At 60.8% G+C, this 24079-nt stretch carries 17 protein-coding genes and 1 tRNA gene; 5 read left to right on the forward strand and 13 right to left on the reverse strand.

Annotated features, from left to right (window positions below; translation table 11 throughout):
• Positions 1-30 precede the first annotated feature (30 nt).
• Both ACPJXG_RS02775 and ACPJXG_RS02780 read left to right on the forward strand, forming a co-directional pair.
• Entirely contained in the window at positions 31-717 is a 687-nt protein-coding gene (locus tag ACPJXG_RS02775) for a hypothetical protein (protein WP_425253338.1), read from the forward strand.
• Positions 710-4138: a DEAD/DEAH box helicase family protein gene (locus ACPJXG_RS02780; protein WP_425253339.1), complete on the forward strand. Its 3429-nt coding sequence runs from the start codon at positions 710-712 to the stop codon at positions 4136-4138. Before ACPJXG_RS02775 ends, ACPJXG_RS02780 begins: the two co-directional genes overlap by 8 nt.
• Before the next feature lie 197 nt (positions 4139-4335).
• Here the strand turns inward: ACPJXG_RS02780 and ACPJXG_RS02785 are convergent, their stop codons facing one another.
• The 5 genes from ACPJXG_RS02785 to ACPJXG_RS02805 form a co-directional block, all read right to left on the reverse strand.
• A complete protein-coding gene (locus tag ACPJXG_RS02785) occupies positions 4336-4632 on the reverse strand; it encodes an addiction module antidote protein (RefSeq protein ID WP_099401703.1) in 297 nt (98 codons plus the stop codon).
• A gap of 9 nt (positions 4633-4641) precedes the next feature.
• Positions 4642-4932: a type II toxin-antitoxin system RelE/ParE family toxin gene (locus ACPJXG_RS02790; protein WP_099401702.1), complete on the reverse strand. Its 291-nt coding sequence runs from the start codon at positions 4930-4932 to the stop codon at positions 4642-4644.
• Between the two features lie 605 nt (positions 4933-5537).
• Positions 5538-5622: transfer RNA gene (locus ACPJXG_RS02795), tRNA-Leu, on the reverse strand.
• Positions 5623-5752: 130 nt separating this feature from the next.
• Positions 5753-7069, reverse strand: coding sequence for an enoyl ACP reductase FabMG family protein (locus ACPJXG_RS02800; RefSeq protein ID WP_035822410.1), 1317 nt, complete (start codon positions 7067-7069; stop codon positions 5753-5755).
• 273 nt (positions 7070-7342) lie between these two features.
• Entirely contained in the window at positions 7343-9700 is a 2358-nt protein-coding gene (locus ACPJXG_RS02805) for a DNA polymerase II (RefSeq protein ID WP_425253340.1), read from the reverse strand.
• Positions 9701-9832: 132 nt separating this feature from the next.
• Between ACPJXG_RS02805 and ACPJXG_RS02810 the strand changes: the two genes are divergently transcribed.
• A complete protein-coding gene (locus tag ACPJXG_RS02810) occupies positions 9833-11512 on the forward strand; it encodes an AMP-binding protein (protein ID WP_425253341.1) in 1680 nt (559 codons plus the stop codon).
• A gap of 77 nt (positions 11513-11589) precedes the next feature.
• Here the strand turns inward: ACPJXG_RS02810 and ACPJXG_RS02815 are convergent, their stop codons facing one another.
• The 8 genes from ACPJXG_RS02815 to hutC form a co-directional block, all read right to left on the reverse strand.
• On the reverse strand, positions 11590-12570 hold the full coding sequence (locus ACPJXG_RS02815; RefSeq protein ID WP_035822402.1) for a choice-of-anchor A family protein: 981 nt from the start codon (positions 12568-12570) through the stop codon (positions 11590-11592).
• Positions 12571-12768: 198 nt separating this feature from the next.
• Complete coding sequence (locus ACPJXG_RS02820; RefSeq protein WP_035822399.1) at positions 12769-14493, reverse strand: ArnT family glycosyltransferase; 1725 nt, start codon at positions 14491-14493, stop codon at positions 12769-12771.
• A 152-nt stretch (positions 14494-14645) separates the two neighbouring features.
• Positions 14646-14915 carry a type B 50S ribosomal protein L31 gene (locus tag ACPJXG_RS02825; protein WP_034746247.1) on the reverse strand — a complete coding sequence of 90 codons (270 nt, stop codon included), beginning with the start codon at positions 14913-14915 and terminating at the stop codon, positions 14646-14648.
• Between the two features lie 234 nt (positions 14916-15149).
• Positions 15150-16412 (reverse strand): transcription termination factor Rho, encoded by a 1263-nt coding sequence (gene rho, locus ACPJXG_RS02830; RefSeq protein ID WP_034746249.1) that lies wholly within the window; start codon positions 16410-16412, stop codon positions 15150-15152.
• A 156-nt stretch (positions 16413-16568) separates the two neighbouring features.
• Complete coding sequence (gene trxA, locus ACPJXG_RS02835; RefSeq protein ID WP_425253342.1) at positions 16569-16895, reverse strand: thioredoxin TrxA; 327 nt, start codon at positions 16893-16895, stop codon at positions 16569-16571.
• A gap of 303 nt (positions 16896-17198) precedes the next feature.
• Positions 17199-17657: a response regulator gene (locus tag ACPJXG_RS02840; protein WP_425253343.1), complete on the reverse strand. Its 459-nt coding sequence runs from the start codon at positions 17655-17657 to the stop codon at positions 17199-17201.
• 70 nt (positions 17658-17727) lie between these two features.
• Positions 17728-21048: a PAS domain S-box protein gene (locus ACPJXG_RS02845; protein ID WP_425253344.1), complete on the reverse strand. Its 3321-nt coding sequence runs from the start codon at positions 21046-21048 to the stop codon at positions 17728-17730.
• Between the two features lie 330 nt (positions 21049-21378).
• Positions 21379-22098, reverse strand: a complete 720-nt coding sequence (gene hutC, locus ACPJXG_RS02850) for a histidine utilization repressor (protein WP_425253345.1) — start codon at positions 22096-22098, stop codon at positions 21379-21381.
• Positions 22099-22279: 181 nt separating this feature from the next.
• On the opposite strand from hutC, the gene ada reads away from it, so the two are divergent.
• Both ada and ACPJXG_RS02860 read left to right on the forward strand, forming a co-directional pair.
• Entirely contained in the window at positions 22280-23335 is a 1056-nt protein-coding gene (gene ada / locus ACPJXG_RS02855; RefSeq protein WP_425253346.1) for a bifunctional DNA-binding transcriptional regulator/O6-methylguanine-DNA methyltransferase Ada, read from the forward strand.
• Positions 23332-24021, forward strand: coding sequence for a 2OG-Fe(II) oxygenase (locus tag ACPJXG_RS02860; RefSeq protein ID WP_425253347.1), 690 nt, complete (start codon positions 23332-23334; stop codon positions 24019-24021). The genes ada and ACPJXG_RS02860 overlap by 4 nt, the downstream gene beginning before the upstream one ends.
• Positions 24022-24079: the final 58 nt, after the last annotated feature.

Below are 24079 nucleotides of genomic sequence, written 5' to 3' on the forward strand. Positions count from 1 at the left end.
GTCATTCGTCTGGAATCCTACGAAGATACGTTGAACAATCTGCAATTGGCTGAGATGGCCCCGCGCCAGCAAGCGATCACCACCAATTCGCAATTGCGCGAGGATTATTTCCTCAACTATATGCTGGCGCTGGAAACCCGGGGTTCTCCTTCGCTGCTCAATGTTGCGGCCTTCACCGATCCGACTGCCTACCAGCTCGACGTCAAGCGGCCCGGTTCGGACGCGCATGCATTGCGCACGGTCGATCTGGTGGAGACCTTCAATTGGCTGATAGGTTTGCGCGTCGATAAGCTGCATGCGCCGCAGACCTTTGCGGCAGAGTTCGAGCAGGAAGCCGATGCTGATTTGCCGGCAGGCAGCCCAACGCGCTTGCTGGTCAAAGGCAAGCTGAAGGAAGTCGCCGTCAATGCGGAGCTGCCATCGTGGTGGTTCCGCAGTGTGGAAGGCCGTGTGCCGGGCGCGGCAGGCTCGCTGATCGATCAGCGGGTGCTTGTCGTGTGGCGCAAACTGAGCGGCAACCTGGAGCAGGATAACGCGGTGCTTGATGCCTATCTGCGCCAAGTATTGCGGCTGGATTTGTCCAATAGCCAAGATAAGAACCAGTTCGATGTGATTTACGTCAACGGCAGCCATACTTTGCCGAAACTGCCGCATTGCGATATCCGCCTGCTGGAGCAGGCTTTCCATCAGCGCATGTGGGAGTCGCAAGATGTCTGACCTTATTACACTTCCGCTGCCGGCCAGTACGACGCTCAAGAAACGTGGTAGGCCCGTCAAGGCCGCCACTGGTGGCGCGCAAGGCGTGAGTGGTACTGTCGGTGCGGAAAAGTCGGCCAAAAGCCGCAGTCTGGCCAAGGAAAACGATCATTTCCGGCACAAGCTGGTCTTGAATGCCTGGCTGATACGCGAATTTGGCGTAAACCCGCTGCTGCAGCTTACGGGTACGCCCATTTTGCCGATCCGGGCGCTGGGCGAGAGCATCCGCCACGTCGCCGAGGGCATCGGCGCGGATGGCTTGCATCATTTTTTCCATGCATTCCAGTTGTCGCCGCAAGCCGTCGTTACACGCGCCGAATTGCTGCGCTATGAAGAAAATATCGTGCGCCATACCGAGGCGATCAATGCCCAGCGCGCGCGCAAGATCAGCTGGAAATACTTTCAATGGATGACGCTATTGTTCGTCGAGCGTTACCTCGACCTGTTTTTTCATCGCAAGCATGACTTGCTGGAAGGCTTGAATCAATTTGTCCCGGCCTTCAACACTTGGCGCGGCGAGCAGGGCTTGAGCAGCCAGATCGACCTGTTCACTCTGGATGAATTGAACAAGGTGTGCCTGCAAAACGCGACCGGTAGCGGCAAGACGCTGCTGATGCACGTCAATCTGCTGCAGTTCCGCCATGCCGCAGCGCAGTCCGGCAAACTCGGCGAGTATGGCAGGGTGATCTTGCTGACGCCGGGAGCGGACTTGACCGAGCAGCATCTGCGCGAATTGGGCGCCAGCGGCATTGTGTCGGCGCGCTTTGTGGCCGGTGATTTGCTGTCGCAGACCGCACCCGAACTGACGCGTGTCGACGCGCTGGAAATGAGCAAGCTTGGCGATGAAGACAAGGAAAACATCGTCGCGGTACGCAATCTGGGCGACAGCAATTTGCTGCTGGTCGACGAGGGCCATGTCGGCCTTGGTAGCCAGAACGAAACGGGCTGGCTGGCGCGGCGCGATGCCTTGTCAGCCAAGGGTTTTGTGTTCGAGTATTCAGCGACGTTTGCGCAGGCGGTCGAGGCGGCAAAAGAAGACGTGGTAACGCAAGCCTATGCAAAGAGCGTGCTGTTCGATTACTCGTATCGCTACTTTTACGAAGATGGCTATGGCAAGGATTACCGGATATTTAACCTGTCGGGCAGCGGCCATGCGCACGATGCGACGCAACGCCTGTATTTGATGGCAAGCCTGCTGTCGTATTACCAGCAGCTGCGCTTGTTTGAAGAGCAGCGAGTGGGCTTTGGCGCTTTTAATCTGGAAAAGCCGCTATGGGTGTTTGTCGGTGCCAGCGTGACGAAGGCGATGGGCGGCACCAAAGACGATGTTGAAACGATGACGGACGTGGCGCGCATCGTGAATTTTTTTGCGGGGTTCCTGCATGAGCGCAGCCTCAGCGTGAGCGAGATCGAGGCCTTGCTGACTGGAAATGGTCAGGCGACCGGCTTGCTTGATGAGACTGGCCACGATATTTTTGCTTCGTCGTTCAAGATGCTGAAAGAAAAACGCCTGGCTGGCGAGGATGCTGCCGCGCTGTACCAGGATATCTTGACGCGGATTTTTCAGCATGCGGCCGGCGGCACCTTGACGCTGACGCGCGTCAAGGGCGAGACCGCCGAAGTGCGCTTGCAGGCGGGTACTTCCGACATTCCCTTTGGCGTGATCAATGTCGGCAACGCGCCTGCGCTGATGAAAGTGCTGGAACTGAGCTGTCCGCAGGCGATTGTGCGTGAAAGCGAATTTGCATCGGGGGCCTTGTTTGGCGATATCAGCGCTTCGACCTCGCCAGTCAATCTCTTGATTGGTTCGCGCAAATTTGTCTCGGGCTGGGATTGCTGGCGCGTTTCTACCCTGGGATTGATGCACGTCGGCAAAAGCGAAGGCGCGCAGATTATTCAATTGTTTGGCCGGGGCGTGCGATTGAAGGGGCATGCTTGGAGCCTCAAACGCAGCAGCGCCACACCATTGGTGCCACGTCCACCGAATATCGAGCTGGTGGAGACGCTGGGCGTATTCGGCGTGAAGGCCGATTATATGCAGGAATTCCGCAAGTTTCTGGAGCAGGAAGGCCTGCCTGGCAATGAAAAGAAGGAGACGCGGACGATACCCATGAACCTGACGTACGACTTCGGCAAGCAATTGATGATGTTGGGGCCGAAGACCAAAAAAACCAACGGACGCGACTACAGTTTTAAGCTCGATGGCCCGGTGCCGTCGGCGGGCGAGGTGCCAGCCAAGCTGAGGCAGAACCCGATAGTGGTCGATTGGTATCCGCGCATTGAAGCCATCGTTGCCCGGCGTGATCTGGCCGCTACCGGACAGGAGTCGGAAAAGCATAGCGGTGTGCTGGGTGCGACGCAGCTGGCCTTCATCCGTTGGGATGCGATCTGGTTTGAACTGGAAACGTACAAGCGCTTGCGCGGCTGGACCAATCTGAATATCGATCAGGGCAAGCTGGCCGCTTTGTTTGATGCCGGTTGCCAAGGCTGGTACACGCTGCTGATTCCGCAGGCGGCTTTAGCTACCAGCCACTGGGGTAATGTCGAGATTTGGCAGCGGGTGGTAACGGAGTTGTTGAAACGCTATGTCGAGGCTTTTTATAACCATTCGAAAAAGGCATTTTACGAGCCGCGTCTGGAATTGAAGCCGCTCGCAGCAGGCGACAAGAATCTTCCCGCGATTGGCGATGAGTATCAATTGATTGCCGATGCCAGCGATGAAGCATTGATTGTCGATATCAAGTTGTTGGAAGAAGAAATCAAGCAATCCGCTGGCGGCTTGATTGGCGAACACAAGGATCTGAAGGCGTACAAGCTGGGTGTGCATTTGTTTTCGCCGTTGCTGCATGTTGCGCGGGGCCGCAAGGTCAGTGTCGCGCCGGTGGCATTGAATGAAAGCGAGTTTGCCTTTGTCCGTGACCTGCACCATTTCATTGATCAACCCGGCAGCAAAACGCTGCTGGAAGGGTGCGACGTGTTTCTATTGCGTAATCGTAGCCGCGGTGGCGGGCTGGGCTTCTTCGAGGCAGGCAGTTTCTATCCCGATTTCATTTTGTGGATCGTGCGCGGTACGCATCAGTATGTTGCCTTCGTCGAGCCGCATGGCTTGATGCACGAAGGGCCAGCCAGCCAAAAAATCCTGTTCCATCGCACCATCAAGGAAATCGAACAACGTGTCCAGCGCGCCGGCAAGAAGGTCGCTCTGGAAAGCTTCATCGTCACGCCGACCCTATTGCGCAACTTGAAATGGGATGTCGGCACATTGGACGCCTTTGCGCAGCAGCATGTGTTGTTCATGGCTGATGACGCGGATGCTTATGTGCGGCGAATTTTCGAGATGACGCTGGCGGTCGATGCGGGAAAAATTCCGGTAGCGGCGTAACACCCGGTTTTGGCTTTTTTAGTGGCTGCCGGGTCAGCCACTTGGACACGACATGAACCAAGGCGCCTGGTTGGAATTTTGGTTGTTATTAATGCAACCTCAACTAATCAACATTGAGTTGGCTCAGATGTCGTCAGCTTGAGTATCGGTGCTCAAGGCTGAGAGCGTGTCGGAATGGCAGACCTGCGTACGATTTTTTAAGCTGAGAGGGCCGCGGCTCGGAATTGCAGGCCAAGAGCATGCGTTACCTTCAGTATTGTGTCGAAGCTTGGATTACCTTCGCCGGACAGGGCTTTGTACAAGCTCTCCCGTCCCAGTCCGGTATCTTTGGCGAGTTGTGTCATGCCGCGCGCCTTGGCAATATTGCCGAGCGCTTTGGCGATGAAGGATCCATCGTCGCCAGCCTCTTCAAGGCAGGCTTCGAAGTAGGCGACCATGTCCTCTTCAGTTTTGAGGTACTGGGCGCTATCCCATTTATTTAGTTTCTCTGCCATAACGACCTCCTAGAGTTCTTGTGCGAGTTGCTGTGCGGTTTTGATGTCTTTCGCCTGGGTTGACTTATCTCCACCAGCGAGCAGGATGATAATTTCCATGCCGCGTTGAGTGAAGTAGATGCGGTAACCCGGGCCGCAGTCAATTCGCATTTCCGAGACGCCGCCACCGACAGGCTTGCAATCTCCAAAGTTGCCGTCTTCGGCGCGGTCAATGCGCGCCTGGATTCGAAAAAAAGCCTTCCTGTCCTTCAGTTTACTGAACCACCCATCAAAAGTGACCGTGGTGTGGATGCTTTTCATACATACGATTGTATTATTTGGGATACATATAATCAAGCGAATTAATCAAATTTGAGCAGTTTAACCATGCCTGATGCGCTTGGTGATCTGAGCTGCAGCGGAAATGACAGCGGTGGCGCGGCGCCATGGATGAACCGTATATCGAATGTTGCTGCCAGTAATTTTCTTGGTATGGCCACATGCATGCCGTGATTTTGCATCCGAATCGCCTGTCTGTGCAGATGGATGCCAAGGCGGCCATGCAGATGGGCGACGAAGTCAGATCGATGTGCGCTTCAATCTGGCGCCGGAGCGCTACGCCCAGCTGCAGCAAGCGCTGCGCACCACTTTCGCGGGCTGCGATTATTATCGTGAAGAGCGTTGATCTGCGATGATGGCGCCGCGGCTGCCGGCGCGACCGTTTGGTTGTTGACAGAACTTAAACGATGCAAGCCGCCTTGCGTGGCCAACTGGCGACAAGGGGAATCCCATGCATCGTGTGCGTAGCGCAAAGGCTGCGCGGTGGGCCTTTGCGTTGAAATGCATGCAGTAAAAAATTCAGGAAAAACAATAGGACGAAAATGAAAAAAGCACCGACCGAAGTCAGTGCTTTTCTACTTTAATTCTGGTGCCCGAGGCCGGACTTGAACCGGCACGCCTTGCGGCGGCGGATTTTGAGTCCGCTACGTCTACCAATTCCATCACTCGGGCAGCGCGAGACGCATTATCACTTATTTGTCACAATTCGGCAAGTTTTTCGCTTGCTGTTGTCAGCCCAAAGTAGAAACGCCGCCCCGAGCGCAAGCCTGGGACGGCGTTTCTCACTGCTGCGTGGCCAGACTTAGTTATGCACGCAGTTCAGCAGACGCGCGATGATGTCGTGGTTGAGCCAGACGACCGGTGCTGGCGGTTCCGACATGGTGTGGAACATCAACGGGCCCGTGCCTTCCAGCACCAAGGAACTCAGGTGGTCGGTGATCAGTTCCTTGCGGTCCTTGTGCAGCTTGGTGATGTCGTCCGAGGTGCCGATCATGACGTCGGCCAGCTCTGGCGTGTTGTCCATCGGCCAGGCGGCGAAGTTGCGGAATTGCACGCTGGTGGCGTCGCCATTGTAGGCGGCGATACGGTCGAGCAAGTCTTGCAGCGCAACGCCGTCTTCCAGCAAGCCCTGGCAGATTTTCCATTGCTCTTCGGCCCAGGCCGCGCCGCCTTCTTTTTTCAGCGCGTCGAGCAGGGGGAACAGGGACAGTTCCACGCCGACGAAAATGTCGGACGAGTTCGTGCGGATTTCCGGGCAGTTGAAGACGGTGGCCTTGATGCCTTTGTCCCACGCGGCCTTGGCCACGTTTTCCAGGCGCATCTTCGCCAGGCCCTGGGTGTAGTTGCTGTAGGTTTGCCACTGGTACTTGCCGTCGATCAAGATCTCGGTGCCGTGGTAGCCGTAGGCGCTGTAGCGCACCTGGCCGCCCGTTTGCTCGATGCGGGCGCGGATGGCGGCGCTGCCGTCGATCAGGTGTTGCAGGGTGTTGGCCGTGACTTCGTCGAAGTTCATCAGGATCAATTTACCCAGGTCGCTGTCGAGCAGGGCGCGCGAGGACATGAAGCGCTCGCCGCGGCCTTTATAGATGCGGTTGGCGATGGCCAGGAAGACTTTGACCTTTGGAATGCCGCCAGCCATGGTGTGGGCGAAATACACATTGCTGCCGTCAGGAATCAGGCTGTCCAGCTCGGCCATGGCTTTGGCCACGGAAGCGCTGAAGCGGGCGATGCCGGCTTCGCGGCAGCGTTCGATCTGCGCCCAGTCCAGCTTGTCTTCCTGCCAGCTTTTCAGGGTCATGTCGGCCAGCAGGGCCGTCGGCGTCGGTTCGCCGGCTGGCGCGTCGAGGTCGAAACCGGCCATCAGCGGCACATTGATGATGCGGCCGCCCAGGTTGGCTTCCGCTTCGGCCAGCTCTTCCGCGTTCAGCGGACGCAGCGCCATGTTTTCATCGCGGCGGCCGACCGTCATGCCGACGATATTCATGCCCGCCTTGCGCGCTTCGTCCAGCAAGCCATTCACATAGCCGCGGCCGAACAGCTCGCCGAACAGCACAAAGGTGTCGCCCTTGCGGAAGATATTTTTTTGCGGGATGTCTCTTAAGGACGTGATCTCGGTCATGGTGTCAATTCATTCAAAAAATAGCAGGGGAGGCGCATACCGCACAGCCTGCTGGTTCAACATAGTGATAAATTATGCGCCCTTTCAGTGGCGACAATCTTCTTGCGAACGATTCTCGTCCGGAGCGGCATCTTCTTCTTTGGAACAGCTCTTATTCTTTCGCCATGGCGTATTTTACGCTGCCACGGCGCACAGCGCCCGTGGACAGGGTCAGATAAGCCCGGCAGGCGCCGATATTACCTCAGCTTGGCCGCGCAGGTAAGCAGAATTGATCTAAAACAAATCCTGCTGGCCGGACACAAGCCGTGAAAAATCGTCGCCCAGGAAGGGCAGGATCGCGTCGGCCACCGGTTGCAGCTGGCGCGTCAGGTAATGGTGGTAGTCGATGGGCGAGCGCTGCGTTTCCAGCGGTTCCGGCCCCGCCACCGTGATGACATAGCTGATCCAGCCGCCGTTCTGGTATTGCAGCGGCCGTCCCTGCGCCAGGTTGTAGGCGTCGGCCGTGCGCGCCGCGCGCACATGGGGCGGTACGTTGCGCTGGTAGTCGTCGAGCGGACGGCGCAGGCGTTTGCGGTAGACCAATAAAGCGTCGAATTCGCCGCGCACGGTGCGCGCCACGTAGTCGCGCACATAGTCCTGGTAGGCGGCGCGCTGGAAGATGCGCCGGTACAAATCCTGCTGGAATTGCTGCGCCAGCGGCGTCCAGTCGCTGCGTACGGTTTCCAGGCCCTTGTAGACCATGTCCTCGCTGCCATCCGGCTTGCCCACCAGGCCCGCGTAGCGCTTCTTGCTGCCTTCTTCCGAGCCGCGGATGGTGGGCATCAGGAAACGCCGGTAATGCGTCTCGAATTCCAGCTCCAGCGCGTTGTCCAGGCCGAATTCATCGCGCAGATAGGTATTCCACCAGGCGTTCACATGCGCCACCAGGGCGCGGCCGATCTTGCCCGCCGCTTCGTCGCTATGCGCCGTTTTCAGCCACACGAAGGTGGAATCCGTGTCGCCATAAATCACCTGATAACCCTGCCCGGTGATCAATTCTCGCGTGCGGTGCATGATGTCGTGGCCGCGCAGGGTGATCGACGAGGCCAGGCGCGGATCGAAAAAGCGGCAGCCGCTGGAACCCAGCACGCCATAAAACGCGTTCATGATGATTTTTAACGCTTGCGACAGCGGTGCATTGCGCTCGCGCTTGGCCGTCTCGCGGCCTTGCCACACCTGTTCCACGATGGCCGGCAGGCAATGCTTGATCCTTGAAAACTGCGCGCCCCGGTAGCCGGGCACGGTATCGGCTTCATCGCCGCTGGTGCCCACCACCAGGCCGACTGGGTCGATCAGGAAAGTGCGGATGATGGACGGGTACAGGCTTTTGTAGTCGAGCACGAGCACGGAGTCGTACAAGCCCGACTGCGAATCCATGACGAAGCCGCCGGGGCTGTTTTCGCCGGACACATCGCCCAGGTTGGGCGCCACGTAGCCTTGCCGGTGCATCAGCGGCAAGTACAAATGTTCGAAGGCGGCCACGGAGCCGCCGCTGCGGTCGACCGCCAGGCCCGTCACGCTGGCCCGTTCCAGCAAGAAGGTCAGCAGCTCGGTCTTGGCGAAGATGCGCGTGACCAGTTCGCAATCCTTGAGGTTGTAGCGGGCCAGCGCGGGTTTGTCTTCGCGAAAACGCCGGTCGATCTCGGCCATGCGCTGGTAGGGATTGTCGATGGACTTGCCTTCGCCCAAGAGCGTTTGCGCCACGTTTTCCAGGCTGAACGAGGAAAAATTCCACGTCGCCGACTTCAAGGCTTCGATGCCGTCGATGATCAGACGGCCCGCTGCGGCCGCAAAATAGTGTTCTTGCTTGCCGCCGTGTTCGCGCCATTCCATCACGGCGCCGCCGCGTCCCAGCTTCAACGGTATTTGGTAGCGCTCGGCGTGCTGGCGCAGCACGCGCAAGTCGAATTGCACCAGGTTCCAGCCGATGATGGCGTCCGGATCGTGGCGTTCCATCCACGTGTTCAGGCGTTCGAGGATCTGTGCGCGGCTGTCGCAGTATTCGAGGTCGAAGTCCAAGGCGTCATCGCCGCCGTTTGGCGGCCCCAGCATGTAGACCTGGCGCTGGCCGCAGCCTTCCAGGGCCAGCGAATACAGCTCGCCATGCGCCGTCGTCTCGATATCGAGCGACACCAGTTGTAATGTGGGGCGATAGCCGGGTGCCGGTTTCAGCTGCACTTCCGTTTCTCCGCTGAAGGTCACCGGCGCCGTGATGAAACGCTCCATCAGGTAGCGTTCGGGCGGGCGGATGTCGGCTTCGTAGACGTCGACGCCGTGGGCGCGCAGCTGCTTTTCCAGTTTCAGCAAATGCCGGTATTGCTTGCAGTACAGCCCCAGCACGGGGCGGTGATGAAAATCGCACAGCGACAGGGGGCGCAGCTCCGCGTGGCGCTCGCCGCGCAGCAACTGTTGCGCCTGTTCCTGTTGCTCCATGGGAAGGAAGGCGACGGCCGTTTGCACGGGCAGGCGCACGTGGCGGGGCCCGGCATCCGTTGCCAACCAGAAATCGACTTCCGTGCCGTCGCGCGTGTCGCGCCAGTGGCGGGTCAGGATGAAGCCCTGTTCGAGCGGGTGCTGCGTGTTGCCTGTCATGGTGCCGTGAGTGTCTGGTGTACTGGCCTGCACATTACAGCAAGCTGCGCAGGGCGGGGGCGGTTGCGGCTATAATTTTCTGCATCGAAGACGAAAACAAGAGCGCGTCGCGCCATACACCCTGGAGACAGCATGCAAGCAATGAGTTATGTACACGGCGCCCACGAGACGCCGTTGATCGGCGAAACGATAGGTGCCTATCTGGACGGCATTGCCGCCCGCTACGGCCAGCACGACGCCCTGATCGTGGCGCACCAGAACGTGCGCTGGACGTATCGTGAGTTTCAGCAGCGCGTGCACCGCCTGGCTGCCGGCTTGCTGAAACTGGGCTTGCAGCCGGGCGACCGGGTTGGCATCTGGTCGCAAAACTGCGCCGAATGGGTGCTGACGCAGTTTGCCACGGCGAAAGCCGGCTTGATCATGGTCAACATCAATCCCGCCTACCGTCGCTCGGAACTCGAATACGTGCTCGACAAGGTGCAATGCAGCGCGCTGATCCTGTCGCCCAGCTTCAAGTCCAGCGATTACCTGGCCATCGTGCAGGACGTGGTGCCTGAAATTGCCCGTTCGCGCGCGGGCGCCCTGCAGTCGCCGCGCCTGCCGCAATTGCGCCACGTCATCCGGCTGGGTACGGACGCCACGCCGGGCATGCACAACTTCGACGCCCTGATGGACGGCATTGCCGATGCCGACCTGGCGCGCCTGGAAGAAGTCAGCGCTGGTTTGCAGTTTGACGACGCCGTCAACATTCAGTTCACGTCCGGCACCACGGGCGCGCCGAAAGGCGCCACCTTGACGCACCACAATATCCTGAATAACGGCTTTTTCATCGGCGAAGCCATGCGCCTCACCGAACAGGACCGCCTGTGCATACCTGTGCCGCTGTACCATTGCTTCGGCATGGTGCTGGGCAACCTGGCTTGCGTCACGCATGGCGCGGCCATGGTGTTTCCTGGCGAGGGCTTCGATCCGAAGGCCGTGCTGGAAACCGTGCAGGCCGAACGCTGCACGGGGCTGCACGGCGTGCCGACGATGTTCATCGCCATCCTCGACCATCCTGACTTCAAGCAATATGATCTGTCCCAGTTGCGCACCGGCATCATGGCCGGTTCGCCCTGCCCGATGGAAGTCATGACGCGGGTTATCGAATTGATGCACATGGCGGAAATCACGATTGCATATGGCATGACGGAAACGTCGCCCGTCAGCTTCCAGACGGCGATCGAGGACCCGCGCGAAATGCGCGTGTCGTCCATCGGCCGTGTCCACCCGCACCTGGAAGTGAAAATCATCGATGCGGAAGGGCGCATCGTGCCGCGCGGCGAGAAGGGCGAATTGCTCACGCGCGGCTATTCCGTGATGCAGGGCTACTGGGGCGATCCGGAAAAAACGGCCGAGGCCATCGACGCGGCGCGCTGGATGCACACGGGCGACCTGGCCGTCATCGACGACTACGGCTTTTGCAGCATCGTCGGCCGTTCGAAGGACATGGTGATACGCGGCGGTGAAAACATCTATCCGCGCGAAGTCGAGGAATTCCTGTACCGCCACCCGAGCGTGCTCGACGTGCAATGCGTGGGCGTGCCCGATGCCAAATATGGCGAAGAGCTGTGCGCCTGCATCATCCTGCGTCCGGGCACGCAGGCCACCAGCGATGACATCCGCGCCTTTTGCGATGGGCAGATCGCGTATTACAAGATTCCCCGCTATGTACGTTTCGTCGAGGAATTCCCCATGACGGTGACGGGCAAGATCCAGAAATACCTGTTGCGCAAGCAAGTGGCGACGGATCTGGGCTTGAGCGTGGAATAGGCGCGGCGCGGCGGGCGCATAAAAAAACACCGGGACGCTCGCGCGGCCCGGTGTTTCGCATTGATTTAGCGTAAAGCTTAAGCCATCGCGGCTTGTGGTGCGCGCGCTGGTGTGCGGCGGCGCACGAAAGCGAGCAGGCCCAGGCCGGCCAGCAGCATGGCGTAGGTGCCTGGTTCCGGCACGGCCGAGACGCTCACCGTGTTGAAGCCGGCGCCGTTCATCGACACGTGGCCATAATTGATCGAGCTGACCGAATTGGCGACCAGGGTGCCGTTCATGCTGCCCGAACCGGAAAACGCGCTGTTCGGTGCGAGGATGCTGCCGTTGATGCCGACGTTGTTCAGGTTGGTGGTGGTGGCGTTGGCGAAGTTCAGCAGCGTACGGTCGGCGAAGCTGCCGAAATTGTCGAAGCCGCCGCTCATGGTGATGTTGGTGGCCGTGCCGTTGATGATGATGCTGGCCGTGCTTTTCAGCGACGATACGTCCAGGGTCAGGTTATGCAGGTCGTTCGCCGCGATGGTGAAGACGTTGACGTCGGCGTTGACATCGCCGACCAGCTTGAAGCCGCCGTATTGCGAGATCACGGTGCCGTTCGATTGCAGCTTGGCCACATCGCCCGACAGGGTCGTCAGTTGCTGCTGGGCAGCCGCAAAGTCCAGGGTGGAGGCATTGCCCTTGCTGAAGGTACCCGATGGGTACCACGATGGCGCCGTCACGCTGCCGCTGGCATTGCTCACGCCATACACGCCCGTACCATTGATGGTGCCGCCGCCGATGTTCAGGCTGTTGCCGGCGACCAGGGTGTTGACGGCGCTGCCCGGCTTCTTGTTCGAGCCGACGCTGTAGCCGTCCAGGTAGATATTGCCGCCAGCGGCCAGGCTGCCGCCGACGCTGGTAAAGCCGCTGGCGTTGCTGCTGCCGATGTTGCCGAAGATAAAGGCCGAGTAGCCGTTGGCGACGCCGAGGTCAATCACGGTCGCCTGGGCCGAAGCGCTAAAGGAGAAGGCGAACAGGGCGGCGCTGATGAGCGGCAAGGTGCGGGTAGTAAATAATTTCATGGACAATCTCATGGTGAATGGGGGGACGAATAGGGCGGGAAAGCAAGACACCGCCATCGCGCAAGCCATCATTATAATCTAAAAAACAATTTTAGTTCAATTTAGGTAATTAACTATATTTAAAAGCAACACTTTTTCTGTCGCTAGTGTTTGTCTGACGGACATGAAAAAACCGGGACTAGCCCGGTTTTTTGCTGTTTATCTGACGCGCTGGTACAGGCGGAAACGTTCCACGTCATCCGTAGGACGGCGTCCTTCCCACAGCTTGATCCAGTCCGCGCCATGGTGCTCGGGCAATTGTTCCTTGCTGTCGGGCACCTTGATGCTGTCTTGCAACAAGAATACATCGCATTGCTGTTGCCCCACCTTGGCGAACGGCAAGTGGCCGAAGTAGGCGAACGAGGCGCGCTGGGCAGCGCCGACGTTGCTGTTGATGCACTTGCTGCCCGGCGGCAGGTGGACGGAAATCTGGTGCGCCACGCTGGCGTAGCTCTTGCTGTAGTTCAGCGGTGGCAGGTACAAGGTCATGATCAGCACCCAGATCAGGATCAGGCCACCGGACGACAGCACCACGGCGCGCCACAGCACGGCCGGCTGGCGCGAGATGCGCCAGTGCACCAGCGCCACCCAGCCCGCGCTGGCGCAGGCGGCCACGAAAAAGGCCAGCAAGTCCAGCTCGGGCTTGAAGCCTGGCATGAGTTTCAGGGCGTTATGCGACGGTTTCGGCGGCCAGCCCGTCAGGATGGCGAACCAGAACACCCACAGCGCGAGGGCGCAGATGGTCAGCACCATCACGGAGAACCAGTCGATGGCGTTGATGGCGCCCCGTTTCATCGTCAGCAGGCCGAACGCGGCCATCACGGCCAGCGGCGGCAACAGCGGCAGCAGCTGGCTCGGATCCGGATCGGGATGGCACAGGCCCAGGATGGCCAGCATGGCGACAAAAGTCAGCGGCACGACGATGTGCAGCACGTGGTGCTGGCGGCGCCAGGCATACACGGCCCAGGCGGCGAACGGCCAGGCGGGCCAGAAGAACCAGATGCCGACACGCAAGAAGTATTGCAGGCTCTTCAGGCTCGGGGCGCTGAACTGGCGGCAATTCCATTCCATCCACGCTTGCAGCGGCGAATGGCCGTACGGCTGCAGCCATTCGCCCGGCAGCAGCCAGACGAGGGTCAGCGCGACGCCGATCAGGATGGCCAGCGCCAGGTGGCGTATGCTGCGCAGCAAGGGCAGGCGCAGGAAGATGGTGCACAGCAGCAGGGCGATGCTCAGCGCCGCCGGCGTGATCCAGCCGCGCGCCAGGGTCAGGCCACCCATCGCCAGGCCCAGCAGGGCCGCATTGCGCACGGACGGGCCTTCCATGTAGCGCACGGCGCGGTACAGCAAATAGGCCATCAGGGACACGTACAGCGCTTCGGCCGTGATGTCATGGCTGTGCTGCAGCAGGCCCAGGCAGCCCAGGTAGATGAGCACGGCGGCATCGGCCAGGGTGCGGCCGAAGTCGTCGGGCTCGGGCTGGCCGCCAAAGGCCAGGCGCAGCGGCTGGGCGTCGTTGCGGCGGCCCAGGTTGAAGGCGGTGTACCAGACGGACAGGGTGCTGACGACGAAGATGCCGATGGTCGACATGCGCGCGCCGAAGACGTCGCCGTCGATCCAGCCGAACAGCTTGATGAAAATGGCGCCCAGCCAGAAGGCCAGCGGGCCTTCGTCGGGCAGCGACAGACCGGCCACGTTGGGCCACAGCCAGTCGTTCAGGCCGCCATGCGCCATGGTCCACATGATGCCGAAACTGGCGGCATCATCGTTCTTCCACGGTTCGCGGCCGATCAGGCCAGGCAGGATGTACAGCAGGCCGAGCGCAAACAAGGCCCATCGTGGCAGCGCGAGTGTGGCAGCGGCGGGAAGGCGGACTGGCTTCATCGATAATCGGTATCAGAATAGTGGCAAGACGCGACGAATGGCGTCGGGTATGCGCGAGTATAAAGTAAAGCGGCCAAAGACAAAAAAGGCAGCCGTGGCTGCCTTTTCTCTGGCAGCCGAAGCTGCCCTTTTTTGCCGCAAAGCGGCAAAAATCAGCCTGCTGCGACTGCGGTTTTCGAACCAACCGAACCGAACTTCTGACGGAACTTCTCGACGCGACCAGCGGTATCGACGATTTTGTGCTTGCCCGTGAAGAATGGGTGCGATTCAGCCGAAACCTCGATCTTCACCAGTGGGTATTCTTTACCGTCGTGGGTGATTTTTTCGCGGGTCTGGATGGTCGAGCGGGTGACGAATTTGAAATCGCACGACAGATCGTGGAAAACAACTTCGCGGTATTCTGGATGGGTATCGACTTTCATGGTCTTCTCTCTAGTTTGGTAGCCAAACAGCACTTCGTCGGTCGTCCAGCTTCTTGACCCGATTGCCGATCACTTGCCAGGGTTTAAAATAATGCAACCGTCGATTATATAGCGCTTTCGGGCCGGCGGCAATAAAAAAGCCGCTCGAAAGCGGCTTTGCATCGATAACCCAAGGCAAAAACTGGGGTCGGACCCTGAGGGTCCGACCCCGGCGGTTCAAGGGTTCACACCAAATCAGCCGCCGCGGCGCATCATGTCGAAGAACTCCGCGTTATTCTTCGTGGCTTTCATCTTGTCCAGAATGAACTCCATCGCCTCGATCTCGTCCATCGAGTACAGCAACTTGCGCAGGATCCAGATTTTTTGCAGTTCGTTCGGCTTGATCAGCAGTTCTTCGCGGCGGGTACCCGATTTGTTCAGGTTGATTGCCGGGTAGACGCGTTTTTCGGCCAGACGGCGTTCCAGATGCACTTCCATATTGCCGGTACCCTTGAATTCTTCAAAGATCACGTCATCCATGCGCGAGCCCGTTTCGATCAGCGCCGTGGCGATGATGGTCAGCGAGCCGCCTTCTTCGATATTGCGCGCGGCGCCGAAGAAGCGTTTTGGACGTTGCAGCGCGTTCGCGTCGACACCACCGGTCAGGACCTTGCCCGAGGCAGGGATGACGGTGTTGTAGGCGCGCGCCAGGCGGGTGATCGAGTCGAGCAGAATCACCACGTCTTTTTTCATTTCGACCAGGCGCTTGGCTTTTTCCAGCACCATCTCGGCCACTTGCACGTGGCGCGTGGCCGGCTCGTCGAAGGTCGAGGCGACGACTTCGCCGCGCACGGAGCGTTGCATTTCCGTCACTTCTTCCGGACGTTCGTCGATCAGCAGCACGATCAGGGTGATGTCCGGGTGATTGGCCGTGATCGCATGGGCGATGTGCTGCAGGATCACGGATTTACCGGATTTCGGCGACGCCACCAGCAAGCCGCGCTGGCCTTTGCCGATCGGGGCGATCAGGTCGATGATGCGGCCGGTGATGTTTTCCTGGCCATTCATTTCACGTTCCAGGCGCAGCGGCTCGTTCGGGTGCAGCGGCGTCAGGTTTTCAAACAGGATGCGGTGTTTCGACATCTCCGGCGATTCGCCGTTGACCTTGTCGACTTTGACCAATGCGAAATAGCGTTCGCCATCTTTCGGGGTCCGTACCTCGCCTTCGATCGAATCGCCGGTGTGCAGATTGAAGCGGCGGATTTGCGAAGGGGAGATGTAAATGTCGTCGGTGGACGCCATGTAGCTGGCGTCGGGCGAGCGCAGGAAGCCGAAGCCGTCAGGCAGCACTTCCAAGGCGCCATCGCCAAAAATCTGTTCGCCGGACTTGGCGCGTTTTTTCAGGATAGCGAACATCAGCTCCTGTTTGCGCAAGCGGGCTGCGTTGTCAATGTCAAGACCGATCGCCATCTCAAGCAGGGCGGATACGTGTAGGGCCTTTAGTTCGGATAAATGCATATGTGTTGAGTGTCCCGAGACGGGATGTAAAGGTAGGGGAGGGGACTGCGTGGCGTTGATTAATTATTGGGGAAGGCTGTGCACGAATGAGGGCAAAGCCGCTTCCCGGTGGTTCCAGTCAGGCGGCGCTGCGGGCGCAGCGCTGCCCATCATACATTAAATGTTGCTGTCGACGAAAGTGGTCAACTGGCCCTTGGCCATGGCGCCCACTTTTTGAGCAGCTGCAACACCATCCTTGAACAGGATCAGGGTCGGGATGCCGCGGATGCCGAACTTGGCAGGCACTGCCTGGTTCGCGTCCACGTCCATCTTGGCGATCTGGATGCGGCCGGCGTATTCCTTGGCTACTTCTTCCAGGATCGGGGCGATGGCCTTGCAGGGACCGCACCATTCCGCCCAGAAGTCGACCAGTACTGGCAACTCGGATTGCAGGACGTCTGCTTCAAAAGATGCATCGCTAATGTGTTTGATATTTTCGCTCATATTTTCCTCAAATGAGGGTGGGATCAATAATGCCTGGAATTAACCATACGCTGGTTCGCCATCCATGCTTCCTGGAATGCAATTAGAAGATGGGGACAATGGGCACGAATTCAATGTTCTTGGAAGGTGCGACCAGAGGTATGCAGGCGGGGATGGCTGAAATAATAACCCATTTTTTCAAAGCGTGGCGATTATTGCAGAAAAACTTGAGGCATATCGTCCCTGCGCCTGCCCGAAGGGCGGCAAAGCCGCATGCCTGCTGGCCCGCAGCGCCATGCCCGCCCTCCCGGCCGGCCTGTGCGATCAGGCTTGTACGCTGGCCAGACGCGCCGTGTGCTGCAGCTGCAAGTTCACCATGAGCTGCAATTCCGCGCTTTCCATCGGCTTGCGGAAGGTGCCCAATATATGCAGGCCATTCGCCACTGCCAGGCGTTCGGCCGCCAGGCGCACGGCCGAATGCAGGCCCGACAGCAGGACCACGCCGCCGCGGAAGCCGTTTTCAGCCGCCATGCGCAAGAATTCGATGCCGTCGATGTCGGGCATGGACAGGTCGCAGATCAGCAGGTCGGGCTGGTGCTGCTTCAGGGTCGACAGCGCCTGATCGCTATGCGACTCGCAGCGGATGTCGAACTGGCCCATCTGCTCGAGCATGTCGCTGAGCACGTCGAGCATGAAAACGTCGTCGTCCAGCAGCAGCACGCGCAATGGCGCCAGACCTGCTTCGTTGTGTTCCCGGCTTGCTTGGTTTGATACAGTGTTCATCGTCATGTCTTTCTGTTGATATGCATCGCTGTCGATGCCGATACCTTGCCGCAACCCAATTTGGCGATAGCTAATCGTCATTGGCAAAGCTGGTGTTATTCATGATTTGTTCGGTAATCTGCTCCAGCAGGGGCCACAGGCGCGTGACGATGCGTCGTGCCCGCTCTGCTTCGTCGGCCGGTTCGCCCGGCGTCAGCGTTTCCAGGTTGTGGCACAGTTCGGCCAGCCCCAGGGCGCCCACGGTGCGCGCCGACGACTTGATGCGGTGCCCCAGTTCGCGCACCTGGTGCACGTCGCCGCGCGCCAGGGCCGCATCGATGTCGCCAAAGCCATCCTGCGTGGTCTGCAGGAACTTGAAGGCGAACTTGCGCACTTTTTCCGGGTTGTAACCCAGCAACTTGGCCAGGATGGACAGGTCGATCACCTGCGGGTCGCCGGCCAGAGTGGTCTTGAAGGCGGGCGCGGCGCGGCTGCGCGGCGGCGGCGGTGTTTCGTGCGCCGGCAGCCAGCTGGCGATGGTCTGGTACATCATGGCCGGCTGGATGGGCTTGGAAATGAAATCGTCCATGCCCGCCTCCAGGCAGCGCACGCGGTCTTCGCTGGTGGCCGTGGCCGTCATGGCCAGCACGCGCAGGTGCGCCAGCTGCGGGTCGGCGCGGATGTGGCGCGTCGCTTGCAAGCCATCCATCAGCGGCATCTGCACGTCCATCAGCACGCAGTCGAACTGTGTCTGGCGCAGCAGGTCGAGCGCCTCTTCGCCATTGTTGGCCAGGCAGACGGAGGCGCCCGCTTCTTCCAGCAATTCCAGTGCCACTTGCTGGTTGAAGGTGTTGTCTTCCACCAGCAGGATGCGCGCATGCTTGAGCGTGCGCATCACCAGGGCCGCGTCGGCGCTGGCGCGCATGGCGGCCGCCGTCTGCACCATGCTGTCGAGCATGGCGGGTGCTGCCTGGTCGGAAATGCCCAGGTTGGCCGTGAACCAGAAGGTGCTGCCGGCGCCGGGACGGCTGTCGACGCCTACGTCGCCGCCCATCAGCTGCGCCAGCTGCTTGCAGATAGCCAGGCCAAGGCCCGTGCCGCCATATTCGCGCGTGGTGGACGTGTCGGCTTGCTGGAAGGACTGGAAGAGCTTGCTCATTTCATCCTGCGACAGGCCGATGCCGTGGTCGCACACTTCAAAGCGCACCAGGCAGTGCTTGGCGTCCGCCACCACTCTGCGCACTTTCACGGTAATGCTGCCCTGTTCGCTGAACTTGATGGCGTTATTGGCGTAGTTGATCAGCACTTGCCCCAGGCGCAGCGGGTCGCCCACCAGCACGGCCGGCAATTGCGGGTCGATCTCGAACAGCAGTTCCAGGTTCTTGCCGGCGGCGCGCGGCGCCACCACCGTCATCAGGGTTTGCACGACGTGGTCGAAACTGAAGTTGACGCGCTCGATTTCCAGCTTGCCCGCCTCGATTTTCGAGATGTCGAGGATATCGTCGATGATGCCCAGCAAGTGCTCTCCGGCAAAGCGGATTTTTTCCAGGTAGTCGCGCTGGCGCGGTTCCAGGTCCGTTTTGAGGGCCAGATACGCCATGCCGATCACGCCATTCATCGGCGTGCGGATTTCATGGCTCATGTTGGCCAGGAACTGTCCCTTCGCCAGGCTCGCCTCTTCGGCCACCTGCTTGGCCTGGTCCAGCTGCTCCGTGCGCTGTGCCACGCGCTCTTCCAGATGTTCATTGAGTTCGCGCAAGGCGCTTTCGCTGCGCTTGTGATACGTAATGTCCGTCAGGCTGGCCACCACCATGCCCACCTTGCCGTACTCATCGCGGATGGCCTCGGTATTCACGGACAGCCATGACAGGCTGCCGTCGGGCTGCAGCACGCCCATCAGCACGTCGCGCATGGCTTCGCCCGTCGACAGGGTGATGTGTACGGGATGGCTGCGCTGGTCGAAGGCGGAGCCGTCTTCGCGGATGGCTTGCCACAGGCTGTTGCCGGCCGGACTGGCCGCCAGCATGCGCTCGGCGGCGGCATTGCTTTCCAGGATGTGACCGTGGCTGTCCTGCACCACCAGGCCATTCGTCACGGCACCGAACACGGACGCCATGCGCTGGCTCGAGTTCGACAGCGCGATCGACGCCTGGCGCCGCTCGGTGATGTCGGTGATCATCGCCAGGGTGCCGCCCGGCTCGCCATTATCCGACTGGATGCTGGTACTCGACAGCAAACCCCACAGGCTGGACTGATCCTTGCGGAAGAAGCGGAAATCGACCTGGTCCGGCTGGCTGGCCTGACTGCCGTGGCTGGCCAGGCGGCGCTGCATCAGCAGCTGGCTGTCGCGGTCCATGAAGTCAAGCAGGGGACGGCCCAGCATTTCCTGCACCGTGTAACCGAGCATGTGCGCCATCTTCGGGTTGACGAAGGTGGTCTTGCCGTTCGCATCCGTCATCCAGATGCCTTCGGCGGCTGTCTGCACGATCAGGCGGTAGCGTTCCGAACTGGCGTGCAGCGCTTCCTCGGCGCGTTGCCGCTGCGTCATGTCGCGCAGCGAGACGATGGAAAACACTTGCCCGGCCATGCGCAGCGGCGACAGGCTGACCTTGGCGGGGAAGTGCGTGCCGTCGCGACGGCGCGCCATCATTACCCGGCCAGGCAGGCTGTGCCGTCCTTGCGGGTCGCCCGCGGAGTGGCTGGTCGTGCTTTCCGGTACCAATTGCTCCAGCGACATGCCAATCAACTCGGCCAGCGGATAGCCGAAGCAGCGCGCGCCGATCTGGTTGGCGTAATGCACCTTGCCCTCGACATCGGCCACCAGCATGGCTTCGGGCGCCGCTTCCAGCATCGAGCGCATGCGCGATTGCTCGTCCTGCTTGCGCTCGCTGATGTCGCAGACGATGCCGCTGGCCTGTGTGGCGCTGCCATCCGAGGCGCGCGACAGGACGGCGCCGCGCGCCAGCAGCCAGCGCCAGTGGCCGTCGCTGTGGCGCAAACGGAATTCACAATTGAAGGTGCCAGGCGCCTGGCCGTCCAGATGCTGGCGAAAGGCCAGGCTCAGGCGCGCGCGGTCATCGCGGTGGACTTCGGCCAGCCAGTCGGCCAGTGCATGTTCGAGCCTGGCATGCTTGTCGCCCAGGACGTCCTGGTACTGGGGCGCGAACTGCAGCCGGTCGGACTGGCGCCGCCAGGTCCAGCCGGCCATGGTGGCGCCGCGCAAGGCTTGCACGGCAGCCTGTTCGGCCTGGGCCTGCGCGGGTTGGGGCTGGTGGCGCAACTGCTGGCGCAGGCGCCAGGCTTGCCAGCAAGCCAGTCCCGCCAGGGCGGTGGCGCTGGCGGCGGCATACGGCCACAGCAATGCCGGCGTCATGCCGTGCGCCGCCGCCTGCACCGGCAGCGAAAGCGTCATGCCTGCCGCCAGCATCGTACGCGCGAGCCGGCGCAGCGCAGGGCGCCGTGGGCGTGGTGCGCCGAAACTCGTGTGGCTGCAATACGACAAATGCATCCCTTTCTGGGGCGTGATTGGACTAGGCTGGCAGTACATGAGGCGCGCTCAAATAAACGCCTGCGGCGCTTTCTGGCGGCAACTATAGCATCGAATATTTACTCGGAGTATTTAAGTTCGGAAACGGCCAAAACGGGATTTTTTTTGCCCCGAAATGGCTGTTTTTTTCGCGATTTGGTGAGAATTCGTGAGAAAGTTTGCGCGAAATCATGCTACTCAATCGCGGCGATAGCCTCAGGTGAAACTGCCGGCAAACTGATAGCGGTGTCCGGGATGCCACATGGTGGCGGTCGAGGCGATCTTGCCGCCCGAGCGCGTCTGGCGGCGCAGCACCAGGCAAGGCTGCTTGGTGTCGATGGCCAGCATTTCGGCGATGTCGCGCGGCGCCGACAGCGCTTCGATGCTGTAGGTGGCGCCTTGCAGGGGCGCGGCTGCCATCAGGTATTCGTTTGGCGTGATGCTGGAAAAATCCTGCGTCATGTAGTCGGGCGCGCATTCGGGATTGACCCAGCGGTCTTCCACCTGGATCGGCACGCCGTTTTCAAAATGCACGATCAGCGAATGAAACAGCGGGTGTTCCGGCGGCAGGCCGAATTGCTTGGCCAGCAAGTCGGACGCCTTGGTGCGTTCCAGCAATTGCAAGCTGCTGCGATGGATATGTCCGCGCGCCCGCACTTCATCGGCGATACTCTTGATTTCCAACAAGGTCGCCTGGTATTTTTGCTGCGCCACATAGGTACCGGAACCCTGGCGCCGCGTCAGTACTTGCTCGCTGGTCAGTTCGCGCACGGCGCGGTTGACCGTCATGCGCGAGACGCCGAATTGTTTTACCAGTGCTTGCTCGGAGGGAATCACGTCGCCTTCCTTCCAGCGTCCGGCGGCGATGCCGGCCAGCAGAAAATCCTTGATGCGCTGGAAAATGGGCGTATTTTCTTGTGTAGTGTGGTCGTCCAATGCGGTTTCTCCGGGGCACGGGCAGGGCGCGCCGCCGGCTGGAGGCGCGATGGCCGATTTTAGCACCGAGCACGCTGCCTGCCGCCAGCCTTTTTTTGAATTCAAAAGCAAGCGCCGGAGTGTGGCGCCGGCCAGCGCTGGCTATGCTGGCTACTTGCCAATGACAAGCACGGAGTCCGACATGGATCACTCTTACACCACCGATGATGAACGCTGGGACGCCCTGCAGCGGCGCGCGCCCGACGCCGACGGCGTCTTTTATTACTCGGTACGCACGACGGGTGTGTATTGCCGCCCTTCCTGCGCCGCGCGTCCCGCCTTGCGCCGCAACGTGGCTTTCCACGCCACGTGCGAGCAGGCGGAGGCGGCCGGCTTTCGCCCCTGCCTGCGCTGCAAACCGAACTTGCCGCCGCTGGCCCAGCGCCAGGCGGCCATCGTGGCCGACATCTGCCGGCTGATCGACGCCAGCGACGAGCTGCCTGACCTGGACTCGTTGGCGCAGGCTGCCGGCATGAGCCGCTTTCACTTCCACCGCGTCTTCAAGGCGCACACGGGCATCACGCCGAAAGCGTACGCGGCGGCGCGGCGCGGCGAACGCCTGAAGGCCGGCTTGCAGGGCGCGGCGAATGTCACGGAAACCTTGTATGCGGCCGGCTTCAATTCCAGCGGCCGCCTGTATGCCGCCACGCCGGGCTTGCTGGGCATGACGCCGGGCGCCTTTCGCGCCGGCGGCAGCGGCGCCGTGATCCGCTTTGCCATCGGCGCCTGCTCGCTGGGCGCCATTCTCGTGGCCAGCACGGACAAGGGCATTTGCGCCATTCTGATCGATGACGATCCGGAAGTGCTGCTGTGCGACTTGCAGGACCGTTTTCCCCAAGCCGAGCTGCGCGGCGCGGAAGCGGACTATGAACAGACGGTGGCGCAAGTCGTCGGCCTCGTCGAGGCGCCCGCTATCGGCCTGGACTTGCCGCTCGACGTGCGCGGCACGGTGTTCCAGCAGCGCGTGTGGCAAGCCTTGCGCGAGATTCCCGCCGGCAGCACGGTCAGCTATGCGGAGCTGGCGCGGCGCATCGGCGCCCCGCAAGGCGCGCGCGCCGTGGCCGGCGCCTGCGCGGCGAACGCGCTGGCCGTCGCCATTCCCTGCCACCGCGTGGTGCGCAACGATGGCGCGCTGTCCGGCTACCGCTGGGGCGTGGAGCGTAAGCAGGCGCTGCTCGAGCGCGAGGGCGAACGGTGAGGGCGCTGGACTGGCGCCAGATCGAGGATGATCTCAATCAATACGGCTGCGCCGTCGTGCCGGGCTTGCTGGATGCGGATGCCTGCGTGGCGCTGGCGGCGCAGTATGACGACGCGTCGCGCTTTCGCAGCAAGGTGGTAATGCAGCGCCATGGTTTTGGCCAGGGTGAGTACCAGTATTGGGCGCATCCGCTGCCGGAGGTGGTGGCCGCCTTGCGCACGGGCTTGTATTCCCCCTTGGCGGCGATTGCCAACCGCTGGCACGCCGCCATGGGCATCGAGACGCGCTTTCCGTCCAGCCACGCCGATTTCCTCGCGCGCTGCCATGCGGCCGGGCAGACCCGGCCCACGCCCTTGCTGCTGCGCTACCGCGAAGGCGATTACAACTGCCTGCACCAGGACCTGTATGGCGAGCACGTGTTTCCGCTGCAACTGGCCGTGCTGCTGTCGCGCCCGCAAGACGATTTCACGGGCGGCGAGTTCGTGCTGACGGAGCAGCGTCCGCGCATGCAGTCGCGCGCCGAAGTGGTGCCGCTGGCGCAGGGCGACGCCGTCCTCTTTCCCGTCGCGCTACGCCCCGTGAATGGCACGCGCGGCACTTACCGCGTGAACATGCGCCACGGCGTGTCGCGCCTGCGTTCGGGCTTGCGTCACACCTTGGGCATCATTTTTCATGATGCGAGCTGAACGCTAGCGGCGGCACTTGAGTTTCCAGGATTACATGGCATGATGGCTACTCCCTGTC

The sequence above is a fragment of the Janthinobacterium sp. NFX145 genome (genome assembly GCF_049810325.1).
Lineage (GTDB): Bacteria > Pseudomonadota > Gammaproteobacteria > Burkholderiales > Burkholderiaceae_D > Janthinobacterium > Janthinobacterium rivuli.

What these genes read in the sequence shown, in the direction of transcription:
- ACPJXG_RS02790 (WP_099401702.1), bottom strand. Translation starts at nt 4,932, where the DNA reads ATGAAAAGCATCCACACCACGGTCACTTTTGATGGGTGGTTCAGTAAA.
- ACPJXG_RS02780 (WP_425253339.1), top strand. Translation starts at nt 710, where the DNA reads ATGTCTGACCTTATTACACTTCCGCTGCCGGCCAGTACGACGCTCAAG.
- ACPJXG_RS02810 (WP_425253341.1), top strand. Translation starts at nt 9,833, where the DNA reads ATGCAAGCAATGAGTTATGTACACGGCGCCCACGAGACGCCGTTGATC.
- rho (WP_034746249.1), bottom strand. Translation starts at nt 16,412, where the DNA reads ATGCATTTATCCGAACTAAAGGCCCTACACGTATCCGCCCTGCTTGAG.
- ACPJXG_RS02805 (WP_425253340.1), bottom strand. Translation starts at nt 9,700, where the DNA reads ATGACAGGCAACACGCAGCACCCGCTCGAACAGGGCTTCATCCTGACC.
- ACPJXG_RS02815 (WP_035822402.1), bottom strand. Translation starts at nt 12,570, where the DNA reads ATGAAATTATTTACTACCCGCACCTTGCCGCTCATCAGCGCCGCCCTG.
- trxA (WP_425253342.1), bottom strand. Translation starts at nt 16,895, where the DNA reads ATGAGCGAAAATATCAAACACATTAGCGATGCATCTTTTGAAGCAGAC.
- ACPJXG_RS02785 (WP_099401703.1), bottom strand. Translation starts at nt 4,632, where the DNA reads ATGGCAGAGAAACTAAATAAATGGGATAGCGCCCAGTACCTCAAAACT.
- ada (WP_425253346.1), top strand. Translation starts at nt 22,280, where the DNA reads ATGGATCACTCTTACACCACCGATGATGAACGCTGGGACGCCCTGCAG.
- ACPJXG_RS02845 (WP_425253344.1), bottom strand. Translation starts at nt 21,048, where the DNA reads ATGACGCTTTCGCTGCCGGTGCAGGCGGCGGCGCACGGCATGACGCCG.
- ACPJXG_RS02820 (WP_035822399.1), bottom strand. Translation starts at nt 14,493, where the DNA reads ATGAAGCCAGTCCGCCTTCCCGCCGCTGCCACACTCGCGCTGCCACGA.
- ACPJXG_RS02800 (WP_035822410.1), bottom strand. Translation starts at nt 7,069, where the DNA reads ATGACCGAGATCACGTCCTTAAGAGACATCCCGCAAAAAAATATCTTC.
- ACPJXG_RS02840 (WP_425253343.1), bottom strand. Translation starts at nt 17,657, where the DNA reads ATGAACACTGTATCAAACCAAGCAAGCCGGGAACACAACGAAGCAGGT.
- ACPJXG_RS02825 (WP_034746247.1), bottom strand. Translation starts at nt 14,915, where the DNA reads ATGAAAGTCGATACCCATCCAGAATACCGCGAAGTTGTTTTCCACGAT.